Genomic DNA, 25591 nt, shown 5'->3' with positions numbered 1-25591 from the left:
TTAATAATTACCTAAAATTAGGCTTTGGAACAAACTCATCGTCTTCATCTATTCTTTTATCAATAGCGGTTTTCATTTGATCGAGATATTTGGTCTTGCTTAGCCTTTTGCGCTGCTTGATTTCAGCAAATCTCCTTGAAGGTTTACCTATCGCAATATTGAATGTCGTTTCAAATAGTCTTACTATCTCAGCTATTCCAGCATGACCATTATTGATTTCACCAGTGTAATACAAGCCATAGGCAAGTTCCACTAGATTAATTGCCTCACCTGTCCATCGGTATTCCTTTTTGTCTGCAGAACCATTTCCAGTAACATTACCATCCTGCAGTTTTACTATTTCTTCGGCCAAATAAAGCCTGATTTTTTCCATTGCTAAGATCTTTGCCACCAAATAATCTGCTGGTGTTGAAAATCTTTCATCACGTTCAAGCTTAGGCTTGAGTAACCAATGCGGATGTTCCTCAACTTTTCTTAAGAAGAGTTGTTCATCCATCTCAGTTGCTCCCGAATAGTAATAATTGAGGAGATTTTGGTTGTAACAATGAAAAGAGCAAATCTTCTGAATTTCATCGGTATAGAATTTCTTCAATATCTTCTTGCAGCCCTTCGGTTTTTTAAAAGTGATATCTTGCAATGTCAAATAATAAATCTGCAAAGACCTGAACTTGGGCTTCACCGTCTTAAAAAACAGAATTTCTTCCTGCTGATCAACAAAACTTCCTGTGAGCACCAGTGATTGCAGGGCATTCATAAAATGGTTTGCAGTTTTAAGGTAAGGTGCAGGATCGATTAGAACCTCCCTGTTATCCTGTTCCAATTGCTCTATAGTTTCTAAGAGCTCTTCAAAAAGTGTTGTTGCTGCTGTTAAAATCATATTCAAGAAAATTATACAGCTTATAGCCGTTGAGTAAAGATTAAACTTTGAGCGAAATTTGGTCATAACATGTATGATCTTGCTTTAAGTATCGCTTGGTGTATCTTTTACAAAAGTTTGAAAATGAACATTGTTTTTTAGGTGGAAAGACCTTACTAATTATTCCACCTCAAGTACATAAAATTCACTTGAAGCAGCATATTTAGAAACTTGCAGATGGATTGGAATGTCCAATAATTCTAATAAAATCTGGAGTTAATTAATTTGAATGCTGATGCAGAACGCATCAGCGACAAATGTTCCGATTGGAAAGAATAGTACCATCAAATAGTAAAGAGAAAATAACGTAAGCGTATGTATTCTCTAAATATTAGTAGTATGATTAAGAGAAATTAAAAGGCTATCAGGATGCAGCATAAAGAAAGATACTTCTCATCTATTTGCTTAATTAACGATTGTAATAACGCTTTAACTTTTATTGCGGTAACTCTATTATTCTCGGCATAGGTGTTCTGCATATTTCCAATGGAAAGGTTATTTTTTTTGGCAGTGCCAACATGAGCGTGGATAAATTCATAGAGATCAGCCTTGCGCTTGACTAATACAATGCCTTTATCGATTAAGAGCCGAAAAATGAACAAAAACTGCTCCATAGATATAGAGATTTTAAAGTAGAACTGTTGTAGAAAATATTTTGTTCCACTTCCCTCAAAGATTTTTTTATTCATATTGATCAACTTCTTGATACAAACAAGTTCATTTTCCAATGTATGGCAGAGTACTTCCCTTAATTCAACAGCATCGGCATCATAGCTATATCCCCGTCTAATAATCAATTGCCTCAACTTTCTTATCTCGACGGTAATCTTGATATATTCCTCCCTATAATTATCAACGGCATTATAATCAAGTTGCAATCTTGATATGTAGTATTGAATAAGAGGTGCATAATTGAAATTATGGTAGCAAAAAATCCTTCGCAGATCCAGTTCATTCTCATCCATACTTGCTGAACTAATTTTAATAAGGTCATGTGTAAGCCCTTGACGAAAATCCAGCAAATGGAAACTGGTTTTTTTAGTATTTTTCATTTCCAGGAAATATCCCTTAAGTATTTCATTTAGTCCTTCATCTATCCCAGCTGATTTAAATGATTGGATAAGCTTATCAGAAATTTTGGTTAATGTTAAATCTGTTTTTTGTTTATAACGAACAGGTACCACCATTTTAAAGTTAAAGCAGTAGTTGTAATGGTCTTTTAAATGGTCAAAGAGATTATTAATTGCATCCAGCATAATTAATAGATATTCTTTGACATATGTTTCAATTTGTGCTTTTTTATCAGGCAAAATAAATGTATTGCATTCTTCTGACAACTGTACCAATTCTGATTGTAGATGATCCATAAAAACAACTGCATTCTCATCCAAATGCAATTGCATAAATAACAAATCTATGTGTGTGCCTGCAATAACACTATTGATTTCAAGAATAAATTGTTCCTTACTATCTGGGAAAGATTCATGACTAGATTGCATTAGATCATGCGCAATTCTTCGTAGTTCATCAAGTGCTTTAATATAAAATTTTGGGTTCTCATTTTCCATAATCCGACACAACTAATTCCATATCCTCATTTTTTATCAAATGCCCAATCAACAATCTGTTCTATAGTCTTTAATATTTCTATTTGGCCCTCCTGGGAATTGATGTCTATTCCGCAGATCGTTGATTCATTCTTTTTGGCATGAAGTATCATATAGTAGATTGCACTCACCATCAGTGCAGTAATACCTTTAAGGCTCTTTTTGCTATTTTTAAATAAAGGCGCTGACTTTTCAAGCAATAGCTTCCCTACCTCTTCTCGAACATGTGAGATGCTATTGAGTAGGTCAGTCTTTTCGGTAATTTCCCATAAGATAATCGAGCGCATTTCTTCATGCGTATTGAAATATTCAAAATGCCCTTTTAACAGATCCGATACCAGGTTTTTTAAAGTTTCCCGATCTGTATTGCCACTAGCTTCTCTATTTACGTCTTTAGCTTTAGCTATCCAATAGTCATTCTTAAGGACATAAGCTTCAACTAATTGATCAACTCCTCCAAAATACCTATGAATTAAAATTTTACTAACATCCGCTTCTTTGGCAATGGTATTCAGCCCTAGTCCTTTATAACCTTTGTGCTTGATGATAGTGCCAACGGCATCTATGAGCCGTTGCATGGTCTGTTCCTTATTTTTTACATGACCAGAAATGTTTATATATCTGAGAGGCATAGGCTGTTAATTTAGGGTTTTGAAATAGATAGTTTACGATCCACATGAGTAAAGGCATTCAGCACCTTGTCCAAATGTTCCTTGGTATGGGTAGCCATAATATTTAGCCTTACCCTGGCATTCTTTTTTGATACTGCTGGATACATTATTGGATTTGCATATACCCCTGCATCAAGCAATAGCTTTCCAGCTTCCAAGGTTTTTCCTATATCGCCAATCTTAACAGGTATAATCGCTGATGCTGTTGTACCAATATCGAGCCCCATACCTAACAATCCTTCTTTAAGGTAATTTACATTTTCCCAGAGCCTATCCTTCCAAAATGGCTCTTCATCCAATAAATCCATTGCTTTAAGTATACCCAAAGTAGTTGGCGTGGCTGTAGTAGAGAAAAGATGCTGTTTTGATTGATATTTTAGGAAGTTGATCAGTTCGGTATCTGCCACTACATACCCACCTATGTGAGCAAATGCTTTGCTAAAAGTCCCCGTTATAATATCAACCTTATCAAATAGGTCATATTCTTCAATTGCACCTCTGCCCGTCTTTCCAACAACTCCAGTTCCATGGGCATCATCAACTACCAAATAAGCTCCATAGTGATGACTAAGGTCAACAATCCGATCCATCGTAGCCAAGTCTCCATCTTGAGAATATACACCATCAATGATTACCATTTTGGTGCGAAAGGTATGTTGTGCATGCTTCAGTGCGAGCTCTAACCCCTCCATATTGTTGTGTAAAAATGTTTTAACATTTGTAAGCTGGCAACCTTCATATACACTTGCGTGTACAGCCATATCAATAATTGCAATATCCTCCTTTTGCAAAAGACATTGCAATGTTGCGCTATTTGCAGTATAACCTGTAGTGTAAAGTATGGCACTTTTTTTCTTGAAAAATTTGGCAATCCTATCTTCCAATTGCCGATGGTAAACAAAATGACCACCGATAGCGGGAGATGCACCTGCACCGCTGCCAAATTGTTCAATTGCCTCTTGTAATGCCACTTTAATTGCAGGATGTTGTGTAAATCCAAGATAGTCATTGGATACAAAACAGGCACATCTCTGTGCTTTACTTTTTCCTGGCAAAAGCAGATCCATCTCTGGAGCACATCCTGATAGGGATTCTATTCTGTAGTTCAAGTGCCCGTTCGCACTTAGATAATCTAGAAACAACTGGAACTCTCCAGCCCTTTCCATTACATCAATTCCAGGAATATTCTCAAAATCCCTGAAACTCGCATTAGCAAAGTCAATATTTTTCATAAACAATAGGGGTTAAAACTCAATTTAGCACCTATTTACATTAAAAGTGGTAACATGGTGATTTTTTGTTTAAGATTAGTCTAACTATTAATAAGCTAAAAACAAACCCTTAAAAATAATAGGACAAAGAAATCCACCCAGAAAAGTCGCTGTCAAGACAAGCATCATAGGTAAAACCCTTACGGGTGGAAAAACAGCAACTAGGCATTACACTTGACTGCGATATAAAAACACTCTTCTTTTGCCATCAAAAACATGAAAAACCAAAAGCTCATCGATAAACTTCATGAAATGCCACATTGCAAAAAGGAGATGAAATTTCTTTTCTCAGAACAGTTTCTTTCTGTTGATTATTTAAAAGGCCAGACTATTATTGGTCCTAACCTCTTTAACAATTCATTATACTTTGTAAATAATGGTCTGTTAAGACGCTATCCTTTAAAATTAGGATTGGCGGGAACAAGCCAACTATTTATTATAGGAGATTTCATTACTCAAAATGGCCTATATCTTAAAAGACCAAGTCTTGAATATATTGAATGTTTAAGCCAAGTTGAACTACTTACCATTAACCATAAACAGCTTGAACGCTTTTTTAGGCAACAGCCAGAAGCGATAAAACTTTTGTTGTGCATTTTGGAAGAGCAAAAATTAAAGGAAATTGAAAATGCAGAAATGATGCGTCTAGAGCCTGCTATAGAAAGGTACAGATTTGCCTCAGCTTTATTGGGAAAGTTTATTCATGATCTTCCCAAACGCGTCCTTTCATCCTATCTACGGATCAGTGAAAAGCAACTGAGTCGGTTACTTGTAGAACTAGCTCACGGTAGATAATTACTCGGATTATATGGACATACGTCCAGTTATTTTCTGACATATTGCCATTTATTTAGCGACATCCGTCCGGTTCATTGTATTGTAAACAACTTAATTTTGGTTTAAGATAAACAACTGAAATAAAGGAACTAGCAATCATGAAAAAGGAAACCATATTAAAATTTATCTGCGGTCTTATTGCTGCATTATTTTTCTATGCGGCTTTTAGCAAACTAATAGACTATGATAAATCTGTTGGAGAAATGCGCAATCAGATATTTTCGGCAGCAATTGCAAACATATTAGCATGGCTAATCCCTACCATTGAAGTTATTCTAACGTTCCTCCTTTTATTTCCAAATACTAGGAAAATAGCACTTTGGGCTTCTTTGTTCTTATTAAGTGCTTTTACTTTATACATAGGTGTTGTAATGACCAGAATATTTGGAAGAATACCATGTAGTTGTGGAGGTATTTTGAAAAACATGAGCTACGGAACACACTTGATATTTAATCTCTTTTTTGTTTCACTTGCCTTATTGGGTCTTGCCATTGAGAATGGCTGGATATTATATAACAGATTTTTTAACCTTAAAAAAAGAAAGGATCAACTACAAAACAGTGGCTAAATTAATTTGGCAGGGAACGAGCTTAACTTGCAACAAAACAAATGAAATCAAAGGTCCAGAAGATCTAAGCTCAAGTGATCTGAAAGACAAAAACTGTTGTACTCATAAAAAAGAAGGGTACGATTACAATACTTACAATCATGGAAAAATTTAAAAATGCGCTTAAAAGCGTTAACAAATTCGGTTTATTAGCATTGGTGTTTGTTGCCTTTGCAACATTGGCTTTCAAAGCTCCTACTAAAGATACAGATGTATTATACAAAAGAGATAATATTAGTGGGGTGTGGTCTCCAGTTACTACTAGTAATTACTACTGTGATGGGGATTTAAATATCTGTACACAATTGTATCCAGCTGGCAAAAACCCGACTGACAATCCAGATGATTATATTGAAGAAACGCCGGGTGTATATACTCCATTTTAGGTCATCAAGTTTAGTTTAACTAACAACACATCCAGTAAAATGATTTCATCTTACTGGATGCGTTGTTTAACGGAGATTTTGTTCTAAACCACTTAAAAGAGTTTCTAATTTTGGAATTGGAAATGTATATCTGTTACTATTTGGAAGTAAAGTATATGTTTGGCCTTCTAAAGTATGGGAAATGGAAATTTGATAACGATTATCTTTATTTAAACGCCGTAAATCACCCCATCTTAATCCCCTAAAAACTAATTCTTTCCTTCGTTCTTCTAGTATTTGATTTAAAGCATCTGTAGGGTCTACGGCCGTTAATGTTTTATAGTTAACTGTATTAGTGTATCTATTTTTTAGTAGGATATTTAAATTGTCCATAGCATTTTCTAATTTGCCTGCACGTGCTTCACATTCTGCTTTAATCAAATAAATCTCATCCCTTGCCAAACCACTAAATAGTGTTCCAATGCTTCCTGTATACCTTCCCTTAAACCATGAAGGGTTGCTTCCAGTAAAAAATATGATTTTTCTTAAATCATCTCCTGAATAAGACCCATAAAGCGAATTGTCCACAGTTGCATTTGTGGCGCCCCCAAAAGTGTATGTAGTCATTCGAGAATAGAATATGGTTTCAATATTCACATTATTAGGAGCTACCGGAAATGGAGTAATGGCTGTTTTGCTCAATGTATTGTAATCGATAAGTGAACTATTAAATTTTAAAACCGCTGTTGCGTACAATAAAGCATTATCATAATCTTCCATATTGAGATAAACCCTAGCCAAAAGGGCTTGCGTAGCTATCTTATTAGGTCTAGTTTGAAAGTTTGAATTATTTGGCAACAAGATTTCAGCTTCTTTTAAATCTTTAATTACCTGGTCATAGGTTTGTTGTAAAGTTCCTCTACTTGATTTTATATTTACATCACCTTCTAACCGAATGGGAATACCTAAGTCAGACCTTGCAGTACTTTTATTATATGGCTTAGCGTACATCTGAGCAATATTATAAAAAGCAAATGCCCTATGAAAAAGTGCACTTCCTTTTATTCTATTCCACTCTTGTTGTTGACTGGAAATTGGTTCAATGTCCAATAGCCCATCCAAAACAATATTGGCATAAAATATCTGTTGATAAGGTGTATTCCAGTCCAAAATTGATAATCCTTCATCAATGTCTTCTGCCCATATATAACTGTTTTTCTGGTATGCCCCAATGTAAGTGTTAACTTTAGCACTAGTAGTATAATAGTCATCAGAAGCGATAACAGGCAATGATGGAGTGATATTAAAAACATTTAAATTATCTAACAGATTTTCAAAATCTGTTAGAGTCTTAGGTACTAATAATGCCTTATCCGTTTTATCTTTTAAAAACTCTTTTTGACAAGATAGAAAAGCGGAGGTTAATATAATGAGTATATAAATATTCTTTTTCATTTTTTCTTTAATTAGAATGTTAAAAATCAATTTTTAGTCCGATACCAAAAGTCCTGACTGGTGTAAAATCTGCATTAGAGAAATCTGGGTCAAAATCTGTTTTGGTAGCCTTCCATATAATCCCGATGTTATTAGCGTAGCAATAAATTTGGGTTCGTTTAAACGAGGATATATGTCTCTTATTATTAATTATATAAGTCAAATTAATATCCTGCAAACGGATGTTATTCCCTTTTTCTACAGTAGCTTCTGAATAATTATATAAGATATCTCTATTGCCGTTTAAAGATAACGGCATGGATGGAACGTTTGTAAATAGTTCATCACCCTCTTTTTGCCAGCGTGTAGTGTATCTTCCATAAGCAAAACCTTGTCCAGTCAAAATATCATTATAAGAGATTAAAGGTGTTCTGAAAAAATAATTGAATCTGTATGTAATGTTAGCTGAAATGGAAATCTGCTTATAGCTAAAGGTATTTCGCAATGACCCAAATATTGTTGGGCGTGCAGACCCATGATAAATTAGATTATCTGGCGTAGCTGCATTCAAAATGTTTGTATAATCCTTACTTACCTGTCCATTTAGGTAACCCTGAGGATCTCCAGTTTTTGGGTCTAGTCCAGCCCATTGATAACTGTACAACGCATAAAATGGTTTACCTTCCAACGGATAAACATTGGTTTCTCCAAATTGGGTATAAAAAACCGCCGATTGCTTTAATTTATAATCGACTACCTTATCCGTTACGTAACTATAAAGAACATTGGTTTCCCATTTAAATACTCCACTCACGTTTTTACTATTAAGTGTGATATCTACCCCATGACCTTTTGTATTTGCTGTGTTGCCCCTAAAAGTATTAATACCTGTTGATGGTGCATAGGCTATATCTCCTATAAGGTCTACACCTTTTTTATAATAAGGTTCAATACTTCCACTTAGCCTATCGCCTTTGGTGTTAAAATCTACACCGAAATTAATCATTCTTACTCTTTCCCAACGCAACTCGGGATTGGGAGGGTTAATAATCGTAGCATAGATCTGATTTATGGCATTGCCAGAAGAATATCTTGCTGTGGTGTATGCGGATAGTGTTTTGTTTATATTGCCATTATAACCATAAGTCGTCCGAATTTTTAGATTAGGCAGCCAATCTATCTTATAAAATTTTTCTTTATTAACATTCCATGCAAATCCTATAGAATAAAGAGGGACGCCTTGTTGGTTGGCATTTACCCCAAACAAGTTACTTCTATCAAGTCGTCCGCTAATAGATATCATGTATCGGCTTAAATAAGCGTAAGATGCATTCGCATAATAGGATAGATAACGGTCTGTAAGTTCAGTTGAGGAATCACTAAATGGAATTGTAATTGAACTTCCAGAGTTAAAATATTGACGATATGTACTTAAATAATCAACTTTCGACAGAGTGGCGTGTTCTTCGTCAAAGCCGTACATTCTATTACTTGTACCTATTGTATGGTATTCTCTAAGTTCATAACCTGCTATACCATTAACCTCATGCCTATTATTCCAATATTTAGAAAAGTTTAACTGAAGCCTAATATTTTGGTTCTCAATATTGCTATTGCTTAAATCATTTATCCCCCCTTTTGGTATTGGATAGCTTAACACACCTGTAGAGCTTTCTTGTGTATACCTATTGATAAGGTTTCTGGTATAATAGCTCTGTTCGCTACGCAAGTTTCGGTTAAGTATGTTGGTACTGCCATACTGATATAAAGCTTCTGCATTTAAAATGGGGAATATTTTATATCTTAAAGATGTATTTATGCGGTAGTCTTTTGAATTTTTTGTGTTATTACCCAAATAGATTTCATCTAAGGGTTTGTAAGTCCAATCGATCAAACCTGCATTTTGTGCATCACGAATAAATTTAACTCTATAATCCTGTGTCATTGCCAGAGCATTTCCTTCGTCATCAGCAAGCTTTGCATATGGATACAGCGAGGTAGCTGAACCTGTATTCATACCAATGGCTCTTGTGCCTGAGTTATTGCTAATTGCATTCCCTTGTGTATAATAAATATTGGCAGATGCTTCTAAATGGTCATTAAGTAAAGAAAAATTGTTACCGAAGTTTAATGTTACTCGGTTATATCCATTGTTTATCAGATTGTCAGTATTGTGGTCGTAACCTGTAGATACATAATAGCGATATTGCTTTCCTCCACCATTTATATTCAAATTATACTGTTGTTTAATACTGTTTTGATAAAAGTATTTTTCGAAATCGTTCCTCACATCGTTATTTTTTAACATTTCAATTTCTTCATCAATCTGGTTTGCTAGCAAAGGATTGTCTCTTTTTTTAATGAGCAGCTCTACTACAGGCGTTAGTGCTGGGTTGTTGGCAGCGGTTTCAAACTGTTTGTAGTAACTCTGTTCAAATAGCTTTTTTTCGATTTCAATAAAATCGTCTGTAGACATACGAGCCTGATAAAATAAATTGGGCTTTGCACCTATGGTGAGGTTACTATTAAAGGATATTTTTGGGGCTTGATCATATTTGCCTTTTTTTGTAGTAATTACAATTACACCATTACCTGCCTTTGAGCCCCAAATACTTGCTGCAGAAGCATCTTTAAGTACAGTAATACTTTCAACATCGTTTGGATTGATGTTGCTTAGCTCTCCCTCATAAGGAAAATTATCGATCACGATTAAGGGGCTTGAATTGCCGTAAATTGTATTTTGCCCTCTAATGCTAATGGAACTGCCTGCTTTTCCTTTGTTAAATACCATACCTGGCGTAATATCCTCTAACCTATCGATGATATTTGTACTTATTCTGCGATTGAGCAATGCATTGTTTAATTGTACAAAAGAGCCAGTTGCTCTTTCCTTAGGTAAACTTTGGTAGCCGGTACTTACAATGTTTACTTCGGCTAATTCGTCAATTGCTTCAACTAAAACTATCTCTAAAGCTGTAGCAATTGGTAAAGTAAGGTTATATTGCTGCGTAACATAACCTATTGATGAAAAGCTGAGTACTACTTTATTTTCTTTTAAATGGACAACAAATTGCCCATTTTGATCTGTTGCAGTATTAATGTTTGTTTTTGTTCCTTGTATTTTAATTGAAACCGATGGCAAGGGTTTACTATCTATTGCAGAAACCACCGTTCCAGTTACTTGCTGTTGCGCAAAGCCTATAAAATGACAATACAGTAATGCGATACTAAATAAAAGAGTTCTCATATCGATTATTTTAAAGGTAATACTTGCTTTTTATCTCTAATGATGAGCATATCGATGTACGCCTCTTTCTCAACAAATTTCAAACTGTATTTTTCAAGTGCTTGATTTAACTCTATCACGTTGCTTAAGTTGGCTTTTATAGAAATATCTGCCCATTGTTTATAATTGGTGTCGTCAAACAATGGCAATGGATGGCTTTGTAAAAAAAAACGCATGCGTGCTATAAAAACTGATAATGGGCAATTGGTCATTTCTCCACCAAAACCGGTAAATAGGGCGGTGGATTCCCCTTTTGAATTTGGAATTTCAGAAGTATTTGATGTTCTTATTAGCGCAAGACACTTGACTTTTCTTTTTTCTATACTTGCTTTATATTCGGTGAAAAAAGCATCCAAATCTTTCTGCATAATTTGATTACTATTCATGGTCAGATAATTTCCATTAATCAACTCGTAGCAATAACTATTTCCATTTCGGCGCCATTCTATATAGTCTGCGGATAGATTGGATTTAAAAACTATGCGTGTAGTATCTTCTACTTCAAATAACATTTGTTTAAAATCCTTTTGATATGCATAATGGTACAATTCTCTAATTGTGCTGTTTCTTGCTAGGATACGTTCGAAACGATTATTTCCCAATTGAAAATTGTTTTTTGAATATCCTAAGCCAACTCCATCTATATAACCTGAAAATGTTGATTGTTTTAAAACTGTGGTTTTATCCAAATAATCTGCAAAGAATAGCGGTTTAGCTTTGTCGTATACAATCGGAATATCAACTTTTGCTTTTGCTGTTATATTTCCATTTGTTAGCATCTTTTTGATATATTCACTATTCACATAATAACTCTCTGTAATAGCCTTTACAATCCCCTGTCCGTCAACCCAAACATAATGTGGCAAATAAACATGCGGAAATAGACTATGCAATTCCTTATCGGATGTTACTAGGGGCAAATTGTAATGTTTCTTTTTTTGGGCTTCAAATTTCTCTAAAAAAGGCAATACCTCTTTCTCCGTTTGATAAGTCACCGAAAGGAACTGTATTTTATCTCCGAAAGACTTTTGTAAACTATCCATCTTCGGTATCATGGCTACGCAGGGCGAACACCAAATTGCCCAAAAGTCCAGTATCAATAGTTTGCCTTTAAAATCTGAAAGTTTAGCTGTTGTGGCTAGTTTGCCATTAGTGTCCTTATAATTGTGCAAACCAGTAATGGTAATATCTGGCACCACCTGCCCTATCTGAATACCTTTTAATGTTACGTCTACCGCTTTATTGTCTTGTGCCCTTACCCAAAAATTTAGGCATAGCAAAGCCAATACGATGTATATCGTTGTTTTTTTCATGTTTAAATTAGTTGTTGATTAAAAAATGTTGCCCAAATGGTTTTGGTTAAAAACCAAGACAGGAAGAAAGAACCCTGCTCCTTTAAAATGCTCATTAACTATTATCACCTAAAATTATGTTAGATAAAGGAAGCAGGGTCTAATACTCAAACAGGACTTTTTATGATTAGCTGGAACAGCTGTTTTGTAGATTTAACCGGTTTTGGCAAACTAAAAACAACATAACCCTCCCCTGCCTCTTTTGTAAAAACTAAGGTAATTTTGATTAGTGTTTTTGGTTGTTTTTTCATTGCTCATCATTTAGGAAACAATGAGCCTATTGCTTGACATAAATACCCAACCCTATAGAAGGGGGCTGGACAAATGCATCTTATTGCAGTCGAGGTACTGGTAGGACCCGCCTCGTCTCCAATAAATTGAAGATTTAGCTTCATCATCTCTTTTCAGAGAGACTATCGTACAAAAATAAGCAAACGCCAGCCCCCACCTATTTTAAGTAGGGACTGCAAAGATAAAATCTTTAGCGTAATACTTACCATCGTACGAGAATTACCAGTTTTCGACTACGAGGCTCGTTTTACCAATTTAACAAATATACACTCGTTATTTATTAATCTACAGTTAAAGATGATTAGTAAACATTAAATGTATTTATTTCAAATATAAAAAAAATAACCATTAAATGTGTAATTATAATCATTAAAAATACATAAATAACCATTAAATGATTATAAAGCGCTGAAAATCAACAATTTGAAATTATATATATTTGTTTTAAAACATTTATATATGCTAAAGCCTCGCTTAAATAGAATCAGTATTATACTTGACGAGTTTAATTTTTCTCAAAAGGATTTGTCAATATATCTTAAAGTAAGTACTAATACGGTTTCCAGATGGTGTAGAAATATCAATCAACCTGATTTGGAAAAGATATATGAAATTGCGAAGTTCTTCAGAATTGATAATAGGAGATTATTTGAGCCAACATCCTGGGACAAAGAGCAAGGTAAAGCACCGTATCTAATTTATTTGGAAGAGAAAGAAAAAAACATTTAAACTCTACTAGAGATATTAATTTTTCATCATTACTATTGCAAAAAATACCATTTATTTTGTTATTATTGAATAGGTTAAATTTTGCTCTCAGCTTTCAATATTCCCATTCTTAATATATTGATGCTCTCACAAGCGATTTGACCCATAAATCGATTATGGAAGAATTAATTAAGCAAATTGTCGAGATCCTTAAGGATTATCGAAGAGAAGATATTAGCTGGATATATAAGACAGAAATTAACGAAGAGCATGTTAACAAATGGATAAACCAATTTGATGAAGGAGATAGAGAATTCATTTTGACTGAATTTCTTCATCTTTTGCCTATGAGTTATTTGACGAAAGAGCGCACGCTTGCAATCATTAGTTCAGAATTTGAAGTTTTAAGGAAAGATTTTGGTTACGATAACGTGCAGGATTTTTTGAACGAAACAAAGTTCTTAGATTGTCAACAACCAGGAAAGAGCCAAAAAATCTTGTTGGGATTTATTGAAGAAGAGTTAAAGGAGAAATTTGGTTATTCATTAGCCGATTGTGGAAAAAAAGAAATTAAAAACTGGATTTATTTTGATGATGTTTTAGCGTCGGCTGGTAATTTTAAAAAAGATATTTTACTAGAAATTACGAATTATGGCGAAGAAGATTTTAAGAAATCTGACATTAGGATTATAGCATCCTTCGTAATTCTACACACTTGGGGAACAGCTAATGTTAGATTTTCTATTGATACAAAACTAGATATTAACCTAGGCAATAGACTGAAATTTTACAGAGTTGCAGAAATAGAAAATAATCCTCGCATCAACTACTTCAATTCAAATCCAGAACTAAATCACATATTCCCAGAACATTCCGATTTGGGAGATGAAATGTTAGAATATATAGAAAGTTTATTCGAACGAGAATACAAAATGATTAAAATGGAATTTGCATTTAGAAACACCGACTACCCTAAAAAAGAAGTTTTTTTTTACAAATCCTGAAATTAGAAAAAGATATGAGAAGATTTTGTGTGAAAAAGGCTATGAGATAATGAAGAGAATTGAAAAACCCAATGCTCACAGTTTAAGACCATTAGGTATGACCCCTCCATCTTATAAAACTCTTGGAACTGGAACTCATTTTTTTACCTGGCGGAATATTTCAAACACTTGCCCTTTAGTATTTTGGTGGGGTTCAAATGACTGGTATCCACTATTTCCAGCTAAAAGAGGAGCTAATTGGGATATATGGGATTAAGCACTAGGAAATATAATAAAAAAGAATGCATTACCTTTAAAAGCACTAGTGGTAAATACGGTGCTTTGTCCAATATGTCTCCTGGTTATCCAGTAACCATAAATAAGGTGATAATAAGAAATGTTGAGTTGCTCTACCAAGCCTTAAGATATCCCGATTATCCTGAAATACAAAAAAGAATAATTGGTTATTCCAGCCCAATATCTGCTAAGCAATACGCAAGAACTCATATTGAAAAAACGAGAAGTGACTGGAATACTCAAAGATTTAAAATAATGAAGTTCTGCATTGAGTTGAAATTGCATCAGAATAAAGAATTATTTAGTCAGGCACTATTATCTACGTTTGATTTGCCAATAGTAGAGTTTACAAGTGAAGATAAAGTCTGGGGGGCGACAGATGAAGGAGATTATTATTCTGGAACAAATGCACTAGGAAGATTATTGATGGAGTTAAGAGAACGTGTTAAAAAAAATGAGTTTAAAATTTCGATACCGCCTATTCCCCAATTAATTTTCATAAACGTTGAAATAACTACAGATAGCATTAAATTTACCCCAAACAACACTTTGCCTTTCAAATCTATTTAAAAATAGTTCTGCATTGATTATGATACATCTATATTTTGAAGCTCCTAACCTATCCGACTGGCTAACCTTTATCGCATCTTTTTTAACTTTTTGTGTAAGTATGGTAACGCTTTTTGTTGGTTACAGGGCTTTAAATACTTGGCGAAATGAAAAAAGGCATAACATAATAGTGAATGCGCTTTCTATATCAACCAGAGCGAAAAATTACATAGAAGCATTACGTAGTCCTGCACAAATGGAGGGCGAGTTAGATGAAAAAGTAATTGAACTTTATAAAGACAAAAACGTCCCTAGTGAAGTTTTAATCATTGAATCACGTAGAAAAAATTTCGGAAATCTTTTAAAAGAAATTTATTTAAACAGTGAAATTGCATTGATAGAACTTGGTGACAATCATATAATTCACCAATACTTAAAAAAGGTAATCGAAATTGATAATGATGTTTTAATAGCATCAGATGCTTACGCTAGATTAAAAATTTTAATTGACAAAGAGCAAATTGAAGAATCAGAAGTTAGAAAAGAACTAATTAATCTTAGGAGAAGAATATACCAATTTAGAGATGATGAACAATTTAGCACACTATCAGAATTGTACGAAAAACTGGTTATGTTTAGAAAATCATTACCTAAAGCTTGATCTTAATTTAATTTTAAAAAAAATAAGATGCTTACCTTATCTATCTCTTTGCGGAAATGATAATTTAGGTCATTAGTTTTTTTCATCACGAAAATATTCTTTTAAGGTAGTGGTTTAGAGGTTAAATGAAAACCTCCACAAACTTCACAGAAGTATGAGCGGATCGGGATTTTATGGTCATTTTTCATATCACCTATTCTCTTTAGCTCAGCTTTGGCAGCATTCTCAGTGGAATACACTATTTTCTTGCATACGATGTGCAGTTCTGGTATTTCTAACGTTCCAATCGCCCTTGCTTTAATCCGTGACAGATTTTTTTCAATATACTCGTAAAGTTCAGGGTAAGCTTTGTTCTTTTTTGCATGTAAGTTGAGTAGGTATTCTGGCGGAACCCTACAAAGAGCTGTAAATTTATACTTACCCTTGGTTAATATGGTATCATCTGTATACATAAAGAAAAGATGAGTTAAGTTAGATTGGCAACCATTTAAAATACCTGAAAATAAGCTCATTTTTACCTCCAGGAAGAATAATTTCTATGCATCCTTCTCTATTCAATCGATTAGTTTCTTGTATACAATTAGTGGTTAACTCTAATAATTTTTCTGGATTAATCTCAGTAAAATAATCCTCACTTATATTGTCAAAATTGCCGTCCCATGCTACAGTGGCAGGTTTAATAACATCAGCATTGGTAAAGGAATATGTAAAAATGTAATTTGGATGGGTAGGCTTTAATCCTTTGGAAAAAAAACTGGCATTATGAACTATCCCATTCCTTAGCCCATATAGCGTCTTTGCAAGTTCACTGTCTGGATTTTGATCATAAAAATAGTACAATGCCTTTTTTAAGGGACTTTGATCTGAATTTGGATACTCACCGATGTCAGTCCGTTTATATGCTGTTCCAAGTTGTTCGATTATTGCAACCATACCCATAATAGGTAAAATATTCTTTGAATTATCAAAGGAAATTGCACTGCGAACCTCACGTTCGGTTACCGCTAGAGTTGATAACACATTGTAGTCCTTCGTAGCACGTGCATTACCAGCAGTTAAATGTAAAAAGATTAACGTTTCTAAATTTAATGCGTCGAATTCATTTTCATGTATTAATTGTAATGCCATATAATTCTGGTGTTAAATTTCAAATATACATCGGATTTTCAAACTTCAAAAATTAATAAATTGCCACCTATTTTAAGATTTACAATCATTTTAAATTCCAAAAATTACCAATTGGTAATTGATTAAACCATTTGAATACCTTAAATTGAAATTATAAAGAGGGAGTAAGTTAGATATAGAATTCGAGAGATATATGAGATATTTCTAGTATTTAATATAATTTTCAAACCTATCTTCCAATATCAAAAATTGACGTTGGAAGATAAGTTATTAAAAGCTATCTTTTAATAAGTACATCTACAGCGTTTTCATCATGCCTTATTTCATAATGCTTAATTGCTTGAGCATAAATATTTACATTTTGATGTGGTGCCGCTAGAGTTACCTCTTCTATATAGTGTGCATTTCCCCACAATTTTTCTTCGATTTCCGACGCCTCATATCCTAAAAGCTCCTTCTTTAATGGATCTAGCTTTCCACATAACCGTTCGATGTATCTAATCTGGTGTAGGTCGTCTAAATTAAGTTCATTATCAGGATCGTAAGGACTGAGTATAATCATCTTATCCCTTGCCCGGCTTATGGCAACATTTAATATATTTTTCTTATTTATAAAACTCCTTACACTTCTACTGATTTTACGAGGAGGGTTGAGTACAACTATCATAAGGTTGCATTCATCTCCCTGAAAACCATGCACAGTTCCAACTACAATTTCTATCTTTCCTTCACCAACAGATTCAATCAGTTTTGAGATTAAACCGCTCTGAATTGCATACGGACTAATTATACCAATTTTATATTTTTCTGCGCTAAGTTGTGCATTAGCCTGAATATATTTGATGAGTTCAACAGTAAAAATCGCTGAATATATATGATAGGGGCTTCCCTTTACGCTACGTGAACGATAAACTCCACCATATTTATTTACAGGAAACCTTATTATGTTCAAAGCTTTTAATGGCAGATTTTCTATCTCTATTTGTAAAGGAGCTATTTTAGGGTCCAGCTTTATTTCATCCTCTGTTCTGTTATGGCTGAGTGCATCTGAATATCTATACTTACTAAATAATTTACCAATTGCCTCAATACTCCTATACTGCTTATTTAGGTTGTGAACTTTGAAAGGATGTGGACTAGTTCTTGGATTAATAAAGCTATCATCAGCCATAAGTTCAGTAAAGGAGTAAATATTTCCTCCGTCTTGCTTCCAAGCCATTTGATTCCCATTTTCATCCAAAATTGGCTGTTTATTATCGTCAAAAGCAGGGTCAGGTATATAGCTCCAAAAAGGATATTCAAATTGAATTATTGGCGGAATTTGAAATGGGTCTCCTCCTATAAAAAATTTCACTTTTGGGTTGATTTGTTTCGCATAAAATATAACGTATAAAAGCGAAGCCTGCCCAATCATAGAAGCTTCATCAAAAATGATTACATCCCAATTGAAATCTTTGAGTGCAGTTTTCGAAATAATCTTATCGCCATCTAAAAAATTGAACGAATCATAAGGAAAACGGGCTATAGTAGTAACTAACGTAAGTTTTTGTTCTAGAGAAATATTCAGTTTCCTATCTCCAATAAAACTTGTACTTTTTTCGAGACTTTGAGTTTGACCAAACCTTACTAACCATGAAGGGTAATCGTTTTCCTGCTCGTAATTATTTATTATCCTTTCAGCAACCACATCAGCAGCCTTGTTAGTGGGAGTTAGCACTAATACACGACAATTTTCGCTATCCATAAATGGTTTTATCTCTTCTTCACAAAAATCTAGGGTTTGAGGATTTTTACCACCTATAAGCCAAGAGATGTATGTTGTTTTTCCAGTTCCTGGAGGACCAAAGATAAAATTTAGATTTTCTGGTAAATGATGTTTCGATTTCAGATTATCTGCATTATCAAAGTTCAATCTACTAAAACCATTTTTTAATCTCTCCAAAATAAAATCAGGAGAAGAAGCTTCGACAATAGCTCTGTTTATTTCACTCATTTTTAACGCTTTAAATTGATTATCATTTTTCAATCTAATTTGGAGTGACTTCTTTCGAATACCAATGAGTTCTCCTTCAACAGTTATTTTATCATCCGATTGGAAAACCTGTATAGATAGATCACCAATCTCTTCGATATTGGATGGTATTAAAGAAGTTTCAGACAACACCATAATTCCATCATCACCGAGTTCAGCTTTATTAAATAAAATCTTTAAAGGATTTTTTTTTACACGGTCTTCTGCTGTAAAGCTGTCTTCCAATTCTAAAAGTGTTTTAAACCATCCGAAAGAATATGGCTCGAAGCTTCCAGCTAGCTCAATTAATTGGTTTCTGCGAAGATCGACTTCAAGCTCTCTTTCAAACTGCTTTTTAATTCTCTCCCCTTGATCTTTTTGATATTGCATTCCAATTACTGCCTGCCCTACAAAACCTCCAGGATTTTCAGTGTAGCCTCCATTATTTTCATTATTCCAAAAATCTTTTGAAGTTGGTGCGGAAGGAATTACTCCAGAAGATAGTGTATTATTATTGAACGTCTTTGATGTATTTTGTAGCGGTTGATTTGTCCAACTATTTAATAAGCCTTGAGGAGATGTAGTGTCTTCATCTTCTTCATCACTATTTTGCTGACTTGAATTCTGACTAGCCTGCTTGGATTTCCTTTTTTGATTTAACAATTCAGCCAATGCATCCTTAATTTCTTCTGGCGAAAGTTCTCCAAGTATTGGAATTAAAACTTTAAGAAGTTTACGCTCTTCCTCAAAAAGTTCGGCAAACCGATCCTTTTCTTGTTCAACGATGCCGCCAAGTGCTAAGTGGATAATTTTAAAATTTTCTGGATAATCTTCATGCAGGGCTCCAACTTTTATTTCATTTGCTAACTTTTTAACGCCATCATAATCGAATAACCACTTAGTCTCCCTCAATAGTGGCACCTTTATGCTCCAGTCAACATCTAACATTCTAACCACAATCTTGGAAAGGAACACGGAACTCTTTAATGTGACATTTTCTAAGAAACTGTCAACCCCTACTATGGTAGAATTCCCATTTACATTTAATTCGAATTCGACACCAATTTCTTTAAGAAATGATTCTATTTGTATTTCATCATTTATACCTAGTTCCAATCCATCTAATCTAAGCCAATTATAATCTTCGGCATGTTCACCAAAATATTGGAAAAGTTCTTCCTTGGGAAACCAAACATAATTCTTGAAAGGATTTGCTAACTCAAGCTCTTCACTGTTTTCTACTGGTACAAATGCAATATTCTTTAGTTTCTCAACTAAAATCGTTTTCTTAGTTATCGAAAGTTCGGAAAGCATTGTTCGAATGGTTGAAAGGTGGCTAGAAACCTTTTCTATAGTCAATCCATGGTCTTCTTCATCGTAAATACTCAATTCTAAGATAAAATCGTCGAATTCATCTGGAAATTGAAAATTAAGTACATTTCTCATAAATGTATTTACTTCGCTGTCTGCCAATAGATAATCTGCAGCTACCAACCTTCCTTTGATTCGAGGTCCACCCATTTTAACTTGAGGTTCACCTTTTAAATTATTGGGTTTTACATACTCTGTAATTCCCACATGATTTATTATTGGAATAAATGCTTTATTCCATAAGGGTTGATTCTTCATTAGAATAGAACTTGCCCTATCAGAAAGTAATTTAAAAAATAAAAGGTTCAATGCTGGAGAACTGTCATTCAACATTGATGTACTAAATTTAGAGCCAAACCATAATGGATTTAACTCGCTTTTTTCCTGAATAAAGGTGGATATAAAATAATTATACTGATTAGAGTTTGACCAGACGGCACCTCTTTCATTCATAAATATTTTAGCGGTAGGTTTAGAAGTTACTTTCTTAAGCATGTAATTATTGTCATATTCTAATAGAGATGCTAAAGATTTATCCAAACATACATATGCATTGGCGGCAGTTATAAAACCATCTTTTGTAGGTAAGTATTCACCATTTTTTATTTTTGTAATAAGCTTATTATGGATTGGCAGAAATTCTGGCGAGACAACATTTTCTACTGGAATTGTTGCTAAGAATTCTTCTGTCAAATAACCAAGTGATTTGAGTATTTCTACAGAACTTTCCATGAGCCTCGCAAGTTCGTTAACTATCTGATTGTTTTCTGTGCGCTTTTCACGTAATGCCTCTCTATTTGGTGTGAGGATAAAAGGTGCATTGATGATATAACTCAAGCCCGTATTCTGCCTAGTAGGAAAATAACACCACGCATATTTAAAGAAATGCTCAAAATCGTTAGTTGCTGTAACTTTATCATTCTTTCCGATGACAAATGCTAGATTTATTGGCAGTGTATGACTAATACCCTTTTGATCTACTATAGGAACTTTTCTGTCCAAGCTTAGAAGTACATCTTGGTTTAATCTTATTTTAAAAACCTCAACATCTGACACAACTGAATTTTTTATCTTGTCTTTTTTTCTTGTAAATTCTCTTGTTTGTCCATTATTGATTATAGCAACATTTTCCAACGTCCTTAGAAATAAAAGAGGATTATCCATTTTTGAAAGTTTCTCAGAAATCTCAAAATAAACTTCTTCTTTTTTTTGTTCAATCTTATCAAATGGCAACCAAGTCAAAGTTGTTTCTCCAGCCCTAAATGCTGAAGGATTTGCAACAATTTCCTCGGGAACCATGTAATCAACGATTTTAAAATTAAATGGAGGATTATAAATATGTGGGGCGTTGGTATACTGGAATACAGATTTAAAACCAATACCAAATTTACCAATCTTGTTTTCGATATCCTCTCGCTTACTTGAAAGCGAAAAAGTTGTTATTGCATTAATATGCCCGGCAATAACCCCAGTTTGACGTTCGACGTTCGGGTCACTCAATGAGAATGGTATTGTTCCATTATGTCCGAACCATATACCTTCAGGTGTAAGTTCCAAACGGGCCTTTGTAGCTAATACATCATCAGCATTTTGTAGTAGTTCAAATAAAAAGTGAGCAGATTCCCGATAGGTATCAACGATATGACTAATTATAAATTCAATTAGTTCTGTTTCTTTAAGAGCTGCATATATTGCTCTACGTTTTTTGGTTAATTCAGGAAACCAGTAAGTGTCTTGCATGAGAGTTTTAGTTAAAAAAGTTTCATCAGCAATCTGCAAAAAGAATGTGTAAGTTCAAAATAATCGCTTAACAGCACATTAATATATTTGTGATTAATTAGTAGGATTAAGCATATTGATTGTAGGAATAAAATGAAATCGCATTAATTTGGCTATCATCTAAACATCCGCTAAACGCATTGTTCATAACAACTAACCATGTTACCACTTTTAATATTTTATAAGTGTATTTTTAAGTGAGGCAATCAAATGAAGATGCTATGAATACATATTTTATAATCGGAATTTTAATAGTGCTCTTTGGAATATACTTGCACTACTGGATTAATCGAAGAAGATTTAATAGAAGAAGCTTAAATGGACTAGAGCGTTTTTCTAGTTATGAAAAATTAGTCGCTACCCGATCTGTTGAGGGACTTTGTAAACTGCTTGCTTATGCGTTTATTTTGGTTGGACTGTTTTTAGTCATTAATAACTGGTGAACGATATTTTCTTTAAATTAGAATAGAATTTATCTAGGGAGAAATAAAAACTGTTTAGAAAATGAAAAAAATTAAAGCTCAAATCCTCTCCTTCCTCAAGGAAATTTATAGCGTTTGGTTTCCATGGCTCGACATCGTCATACTGGCGTTTATCTATTTCTTTTTATGGGGAGAGCACATTAATCCGTACAGACATTATCAATTAATAAAGCATGGGGAAGTTGCACTTGGAAAAATTTCTGGGGAGTCTGGTCTTTACGAGTATTCAGACCACCCAAGAATGCGGAACTTTGACTATACCTTTGCGCTACCAAATGGCAAAATAATCAAGTCAAGTTCGCATACTTTTACGCTAGATAAAAAAGATTGGAAGAAACCAACTTACCCCGTGATTGCTAAAATATCCTATCTTCCGTATCAACCAGAGATTAACTGGATAAAGTCAGACCTTTCTGATAACCTTGGAGATTTCTTTTATAGAAATTTAATATTTGGAACGTCATTTATTGCAATGACATACCTGATAGCAATGATTGTGTTCAGATTAAGTATACTCCATTATCGAGAAGAAAAGCGGATCAAAAAATTGGCTAAGCAGGGACGTATTTTAATTGAATTGCCAAAGGAGATGTTGAATTAGCAATAGAATTTAAATTACCCAAATTACTGCAATTCTATTTGTCTTTAAATTTCTCGACATAATCTTCAAGCACTTTAAGGTTTTCTGGAGATACAGAACCAATACCAGGCAACAGCATTTTAACTATACTAGCCAACTCCTTTATTTCGACGTTCTTATCTGATAATGCTTGCTGATATCCCACCACATATCCCTTAGCGGCAATTTTACGTTCATTATTTTCGACATAAGTTGTATCTGCATACTGAGTTGCAAATTCAATCACTTTATCTTCTAGTCTTTTATTTGGAGCTTCCATAATTTATATAATATTGTAAAAATATTGAATAATATTCAATATAATGAGTTTAGTAAATTGAAATATTTATCAGGATGATTAAATATTGATAAAGGTATAAAGGATGATAAATTCAAATTTACGGTTTCCCGTAATCTTCATAAATTTAAAATCAATAAGCCTTTGATTTAGGAATTTCCTGTAGATTTAATATCTAATGTTTTAACTATGATAGAAATATACAGATCAGAAGTGTTGAACTTCTACGAAAAAAAAAAGCATTAGGTAAGCTCTCAACTAACCTAATGATACCTACCTGTGCCAACCTCCGCAACGAGTTTCGATTACTGTACAATGCCGGATGCGACAATGGAGATAAGCGGGTAATAAGAGAATTTCTTCAATTACCTTTTGATAAAGAACTTACAGATTTAGCAGTTAAGAAATGTGACGTCGATAAATTTAAGCCGCTTTGCAACTTCATAAACAGGAACCTCAAAACTCATGAAAGAAACTTTGAGCTTCTTGCATGGCTTGTCAATTTCCCAAAACGTCCATATTCAAAATACTGGCGCATCACAAACGGCAAACCAGATTTACTTTCAGAATTATCAATCACAACCAAGGGCGTTGTTGAGGAGAGTTTAGAAGAAGATTTTCACCATCGAAAAAATGCATTAATTGCAAAAAATGCCAAAATTAATTCTGGAAACGCCAAACAAGATTTTTGGGTAGAGACTGAAGAACCAAGATTGGACAATTATACATCAAACAATAATGATGATTTCGCAAAAAGAGAGATAACGCTAGAATATCCCTCTGGCGTAAAACTATCAGTAGATGCAACTGACATCTCTTTAATTGAAAAATTGGTTAAACTTTGGTAGCATATTGTCGTAATGGGACGTAATGAAATAATGAGGCTATCTTGAATTGTGTGCACTTCCCAAAATCCAGACCAGTTAAAAGTAGAATTCTAGACCGAGCGCAGCGAGGCTATTAGAAAAACTATTAATTTTAATTGGTAATATGAAAAGAATCAAGTTTACGGAATCCCAGATTGTAAAAGCAATCAAGGAACATGAGAGCGGCAAAAACGTGCATGATCTCTGCAGAGAGTTAGGAATTAGCACTGCAGCCTTTTACAAATGGCGCCAAAGGTATGGCGGAATGGAAGTCAAAGAACTATCGAAATTAAAGGCGCTGGAAGAAGAAAATGCACGTTTAAAGAAAATGTATGCGAATCTTAGCCTCGTGCATGAAGTTTTCAAGGAGGCTGTAGAAAAAAAGCTTTAACGCCTGACGAGAAAAGGGATTTAGTTGATGAAATGGTAAAAAGGATAAGCCATCGTCAGGCCTGTAAATGCGTTGGATTGAACCGAAGCAAACATTATTATCAACATAAACGACGGGATGATAGTGAAGTAGTTGATGCACTTTCACTTCTTGTTGAAAAGCACGTCTCCATAGGCTTCTGGCAGTGTTACTACCGATTGCGTCGAAAAGGGCTTAAATGGAACCATAAAAAGATTTATAGGATTTATACCTCAATGAGGCTTAATATCCGCCGCAGGGCAAAGAAGAGGCTGCCAGAAAGAGTCAAAAAACCCTTATTCGTGCCAGAAACGGTAAATGAGGTATGGTCCATGGATTTTATGAGTGATGCGCTTTGGAATGGAAGGAAATTTAGGTTGTTGAACATCGCTGATGATTATAACAGAGAGATGCTTATTATGGAGATAGATTATTCACTTCCAGCATTGCGAGTTATAAGAGCCTTGGATGAGCTAAAACAATATAGGGAGCTTCCAAAAAAAATAAGAATGGATAATGGGCCGGAGTTTATCTCGCATAAGTTGGATGAATGGGCAAAGGAAAACAAGGTTGAACTAGTTTTTATCCAGCCAGGAGAGCCAACACAGAACGCATATATTGAAAGATTGAATGGAAGCATCAGAAGAGAATTGTTAAATGCCTACATATTTCACTCCCTGGATGATGTAAGGGAGAAAGTGGAGGAATGGATGGTGGATTACAATTACCATCGACCACACCAGGCATTGAACTTCAAATCTCCTGTAGATTTATTGCAGGAAATTTGAGGAC

22 protein-coding genes are annotated in these 25591 nt (G+C 34.1%); 11 read left to right on the top strand and 11 right to left on the bottom strand.

Annotated features, from left to right (window positions below):
• Positions 1–7 precede the first annotated feature (7 nt).
• The 4 genes from AC07XU_RS11670 to AC07XU_RS11655 all read right to left on the bottom strand — a co-directional run bounded on the left by AC07XU_RS11670 (position 8) and on the right by AC07XU_RS11655 (position 4426).
• Positions 8–877 carry an RteC domain-containing protein gene (locus AC07XU_RS11670; protein WP_494943795.1) on the bottom strand — a complete coding sequence of 290 codons (870 nt, stop codon included), beginning with the start codon at positions 875–877 and terminating at the stop codon, positions 8–10.
• Between the two features lie 392 nt (positions 878–1269).
• Positions 1270–2484, bottom strand: a complete 1215-nt coding sequence (locus AC07XU_RS11665; protein WP_494943794.1) for a hypothetical protein — start codon at positions 2482–2484, stop codon at positions 1270–1272.
• Between the two features lie 26 nt (positions 2485–2510).
• Positions 2511–3155: a TetR/AcrR family transcriptional regulator gene (locus AC07XU_RS11660; RefSeq protein ID WP_316805331.1), complete on the bottom strand. Its 645-nt coding sequence runs from the start codon at positions 3153–3155 to the stop codon at positions 2511–2513.
• Positions 3156–3166: 11 nt separating this feature from the next.
• Positions 3167–4426: an aminotransferase class I/II-fold pyridoxal phosphate-dependent enzyme gene (locus AC07XU_RS11655; RefSeq protein ID WP_494943793.1), complete on the bottom strand. Its 1260-nt coding sequence runs from the start codon at positions 4424–4426 to the stop codon at positions 3167–3169.
• 255 nt (positions 4427–4681) lie between these two features.
• On the opposite strand from AC07XU_RS11655, the gene AC07XU_RS11650 reads away from it, so the two are divergent.
• From AC07XU_RS11650 to AC07XU_RS11640, 3 genes are all read left to right on the top strand, one after another.
• Positions 4682–5260 (top strand): Crp/Fnr family transcriptional regulator, encoded by a 579-nt coding sequence (locus AC07XU_RS11650; RefSeq protein ID WP_494943792.1) that lies wholly within the window; start codon positions 4682–4684, stop codon positions 5258–5260.
• Between the two features lie 140 nt (positions 5261–5400).
• A complete protein-coding gene (locus AC07XU_RS11645; RefSeq protein WP_494943791.1) occupies positions 5401–5871 on the top strand; it encodes a MauE/DoxX family redox-associated membrane protein in 471 nt (156 codons plus the stop codon).
• A gap of 140 nt (positions 5872–6011) precedes the next feature.
• Positions 6012–6296, top strand: coding sequence for a hypothetical protein (locus tag AC07XU_RS11640; RefSeq protein WP_494943790.1), 285 nt, complete (start codon positions 6012–6014; stop codon positions 6294–6296).
• Positions 6297–6362: 66 nt separating this feature from the next.
• On the opposite strand, the gene AC07XU_RS11635 is transcribed toward AC07XU_RS11640, so the two are convergent.
• From AC07XU_RS11635 to AC07XU_RS11625, 3 genes are read right to left on the bottom strand one after another with little or no spacing between them, the layout of a single operon-like run.
• Positions 6363–7730, bottom strand: coding sequence for a RagB/SusD family nutrient uptake outer membrane protein (locus AC07XU_RS11635; RefSeq protein ID WP_494943789.1), 1368 nt, complete (start codon positions 7728–7730; stop codon positions 6363–6365).
• Positions 7731–7749: 19 nt separating this feature from the next.
• Positions 7750–10956: a SusC/RagA family TonB-linked outer membrane protein gene (locus tag AC07XU_RS11630; RefSeq protein WP_494943788.1), complete on the bottom strand. Its 3207-nt coding sequence runs from the start codon at positions 10954–10956 to the stop codon at positions 7750–7752.
• Positions 10957–10961: 5 nt separating this feature from the next.
• Entirely contained in the window at positions 10962–12308 is a 1347-nt protein-coding gene (locus AC07XU_RS11625) for a TlpA family protein disulfide reductase (protein WP_494943787.1), read from the bottom strand.
• Between the two features lie 789 nt (positions 12309–13097).
• On the opposite strand from AC07XU_RS11625, the gene AC07XU_RS11620 reads away from it, so the two are divergent.
• From AC07XU_RS11620 to AC07XU_RS11600, 5 genes are all read left to right on the top strand, one after another.
• Positions 13098–13367: a helix-turn-helix transcriptional regulator gene (locus tag AC07XU_RS11620; protein WP_494943810.1), complete on the top strand. Its 270-nt coding sequence runs from the start codon at positions 13098–13100 to the stop codon at positions 13365–13367.
• A 155-nt stretch (positions 13368–13522) separates the two neighbouring features.
• Entirely contained in the window at positions 13523–14350 is an 828-nt protein-coding gene (locus AC07XU_RS11615; protein WP_494943786.1) for a phosphoribosyltransferase-like protein, read from the top strand.
• A gap of 49 nt (positions 14351–14399) precedes the next feature.
• Positions 14400–14606, top strand: coding sequence for a phosphoribosyltransferase-like protein (locus tag AC07XU_RS11610; RefSeq protein ID WP_494943785.1), 207 nt, complete (start codon positions 14400–14402; stop codon positions 14604–14606).
• The gene (locus tag AC07XU_RS11605) at positions 14597–15196 is read left to right on the top strand and encodes an NADAR family protein (RefSeq protein ID WP_494943784.1); all 600 of its coding nucleotides are present in this window, start codon (positions 14597–14599) and stop codon (positions 15194–15196) included. Before AC07XU_RS11610 ends, AC07XU_RS11605 begins: the two co-directional genes overlap by 10 nt.
• A gap of 19 nt (positions 15197–15215) precedes the next feature.
• A complete protein-coding gene (locus AC07XU_RS11600; protein ID WP_494943783.1) occupies positions 15216–15836 on the top strand; it encodes a hypothetical protein in 621 nt (206 codons plus the stop codon).
• A 101-nt stretch (positions 15837–15937) separates the two neighbouring features.
• Here AC07XU_RS11600 and AC07XU_RS11595 read toward each other — a convergent pair whose 3' ends face one another.
• From AC07XU_RS11595 to AC07XU_RS11585, 3 genes are all read right to left on the bottom strand, one after another.
• On the bottom strand, positions 15938–16348 hold the full coding sequence (locus AC07XU_RS11595; protein ID WP_494943782.1) for a hypothetical protein: 411 nt from the start codon (positions 16346–16348) through the stop codon (positions 15938–15940).
• Positions 16308–16964: a hypothetical protein gene (locus AC07XU_RS11590; protein ID WP_494943781.1), complete on the bottom strand. Its 657-nt coding sequence runs from the start codon at positions 16962–16964 to the stop codon at positions 16308–16310. Before AC07XU_RS11590 ends, AC07XU_RS11595 begins: the two co-directional genes overlap by 41 nt.
• A 277-nt stretch (positions 16965–17241) precedes the next feature.
• Complete coding sequence (locus AC07XU_RS11585) at positions 17242–22086, bottom strand: DEAD/DEAH box helicase (RefSeq protein ID WP_494943780.1); 4845 nt, start codon at positions 22084–22086, stop codon at positions 17242–17244.
• A 543-nt stretch (positions 22087–22629) separates the two neighbouring features.
• Here AC07XU_RS11585 and AC07XU_RS11580 point away from each other — a divergent pair.
• Positions 22630–23208: a hypothetical protein gene (locus tag AC07XU_RS11580; RefSeq protein WP_494943779.1), complete on the top strand. Its 579-nt coding sequence runs from the start codon at positions 22630–22632 to the stop codon at positions 23206–23208.
• 34 nt (positions 23209–23242) lie between these two features.
• Here AC07XU_RS11580 and AC07XU_RS11575 read toward each other — a convergent pair whose 3' ends face one another.
• Positions 23243–23506: a hypothetical protein gene (locus AC07XU_RS11575; RefSeq protein WP_494943778.1), complete on the bottom strand. Its 264-nt coding sequence runs from the start codon at positions 23504–23506 to the stop codon at positions 23243–23245.
• A gap of 284 nt (positions 23507–23790) precedes the next feature.
• On the opposite strand from AC07XU_RS11575, the gene AC07XU_RS11570 reads away from it, so the two are divergent.
• Both AC07XU_RS11570 and AC07XU_RS11565 read left to right on the top strand, forming a co-directional pair.
• The gene (locus AC07XU_RS11570) at positions 23791–24372 is read left to right on the top strand and encodes a hypothetical protein (protein WP_494943777.1); all 582 of its coding nucleotides are present in this window, start codon (positions 23791–23793) and stop codon (positions 24370–24372) included.
• 142 nt (positions 24373–24514) lie between these two features.
• A protein-coding gene (locus AC07XU_RS11565) for an IS3 family transposase (RefSeq protein ID WP_494943776.1) occupies positions 24515–25587 on the top strand; the annotation gives its coding sequence in 2 pieces (ribosomal slippage) (positions 24515–24776 and positions 24776–25587; 1074 coding nt in all).
• The last annotated feature ends 4 nt before the right edge of the window (positions 25588–25591 follow it).

Source organism: Pedobacter sp. GW456-11-11-14-TSB4 (assembly GCF_059424425.1).
The sequence above is the reverse complement of the archived record's forward strand: the minus strand, read 5'-3'. Positions and strand labels throughout refer to the sequence as shown.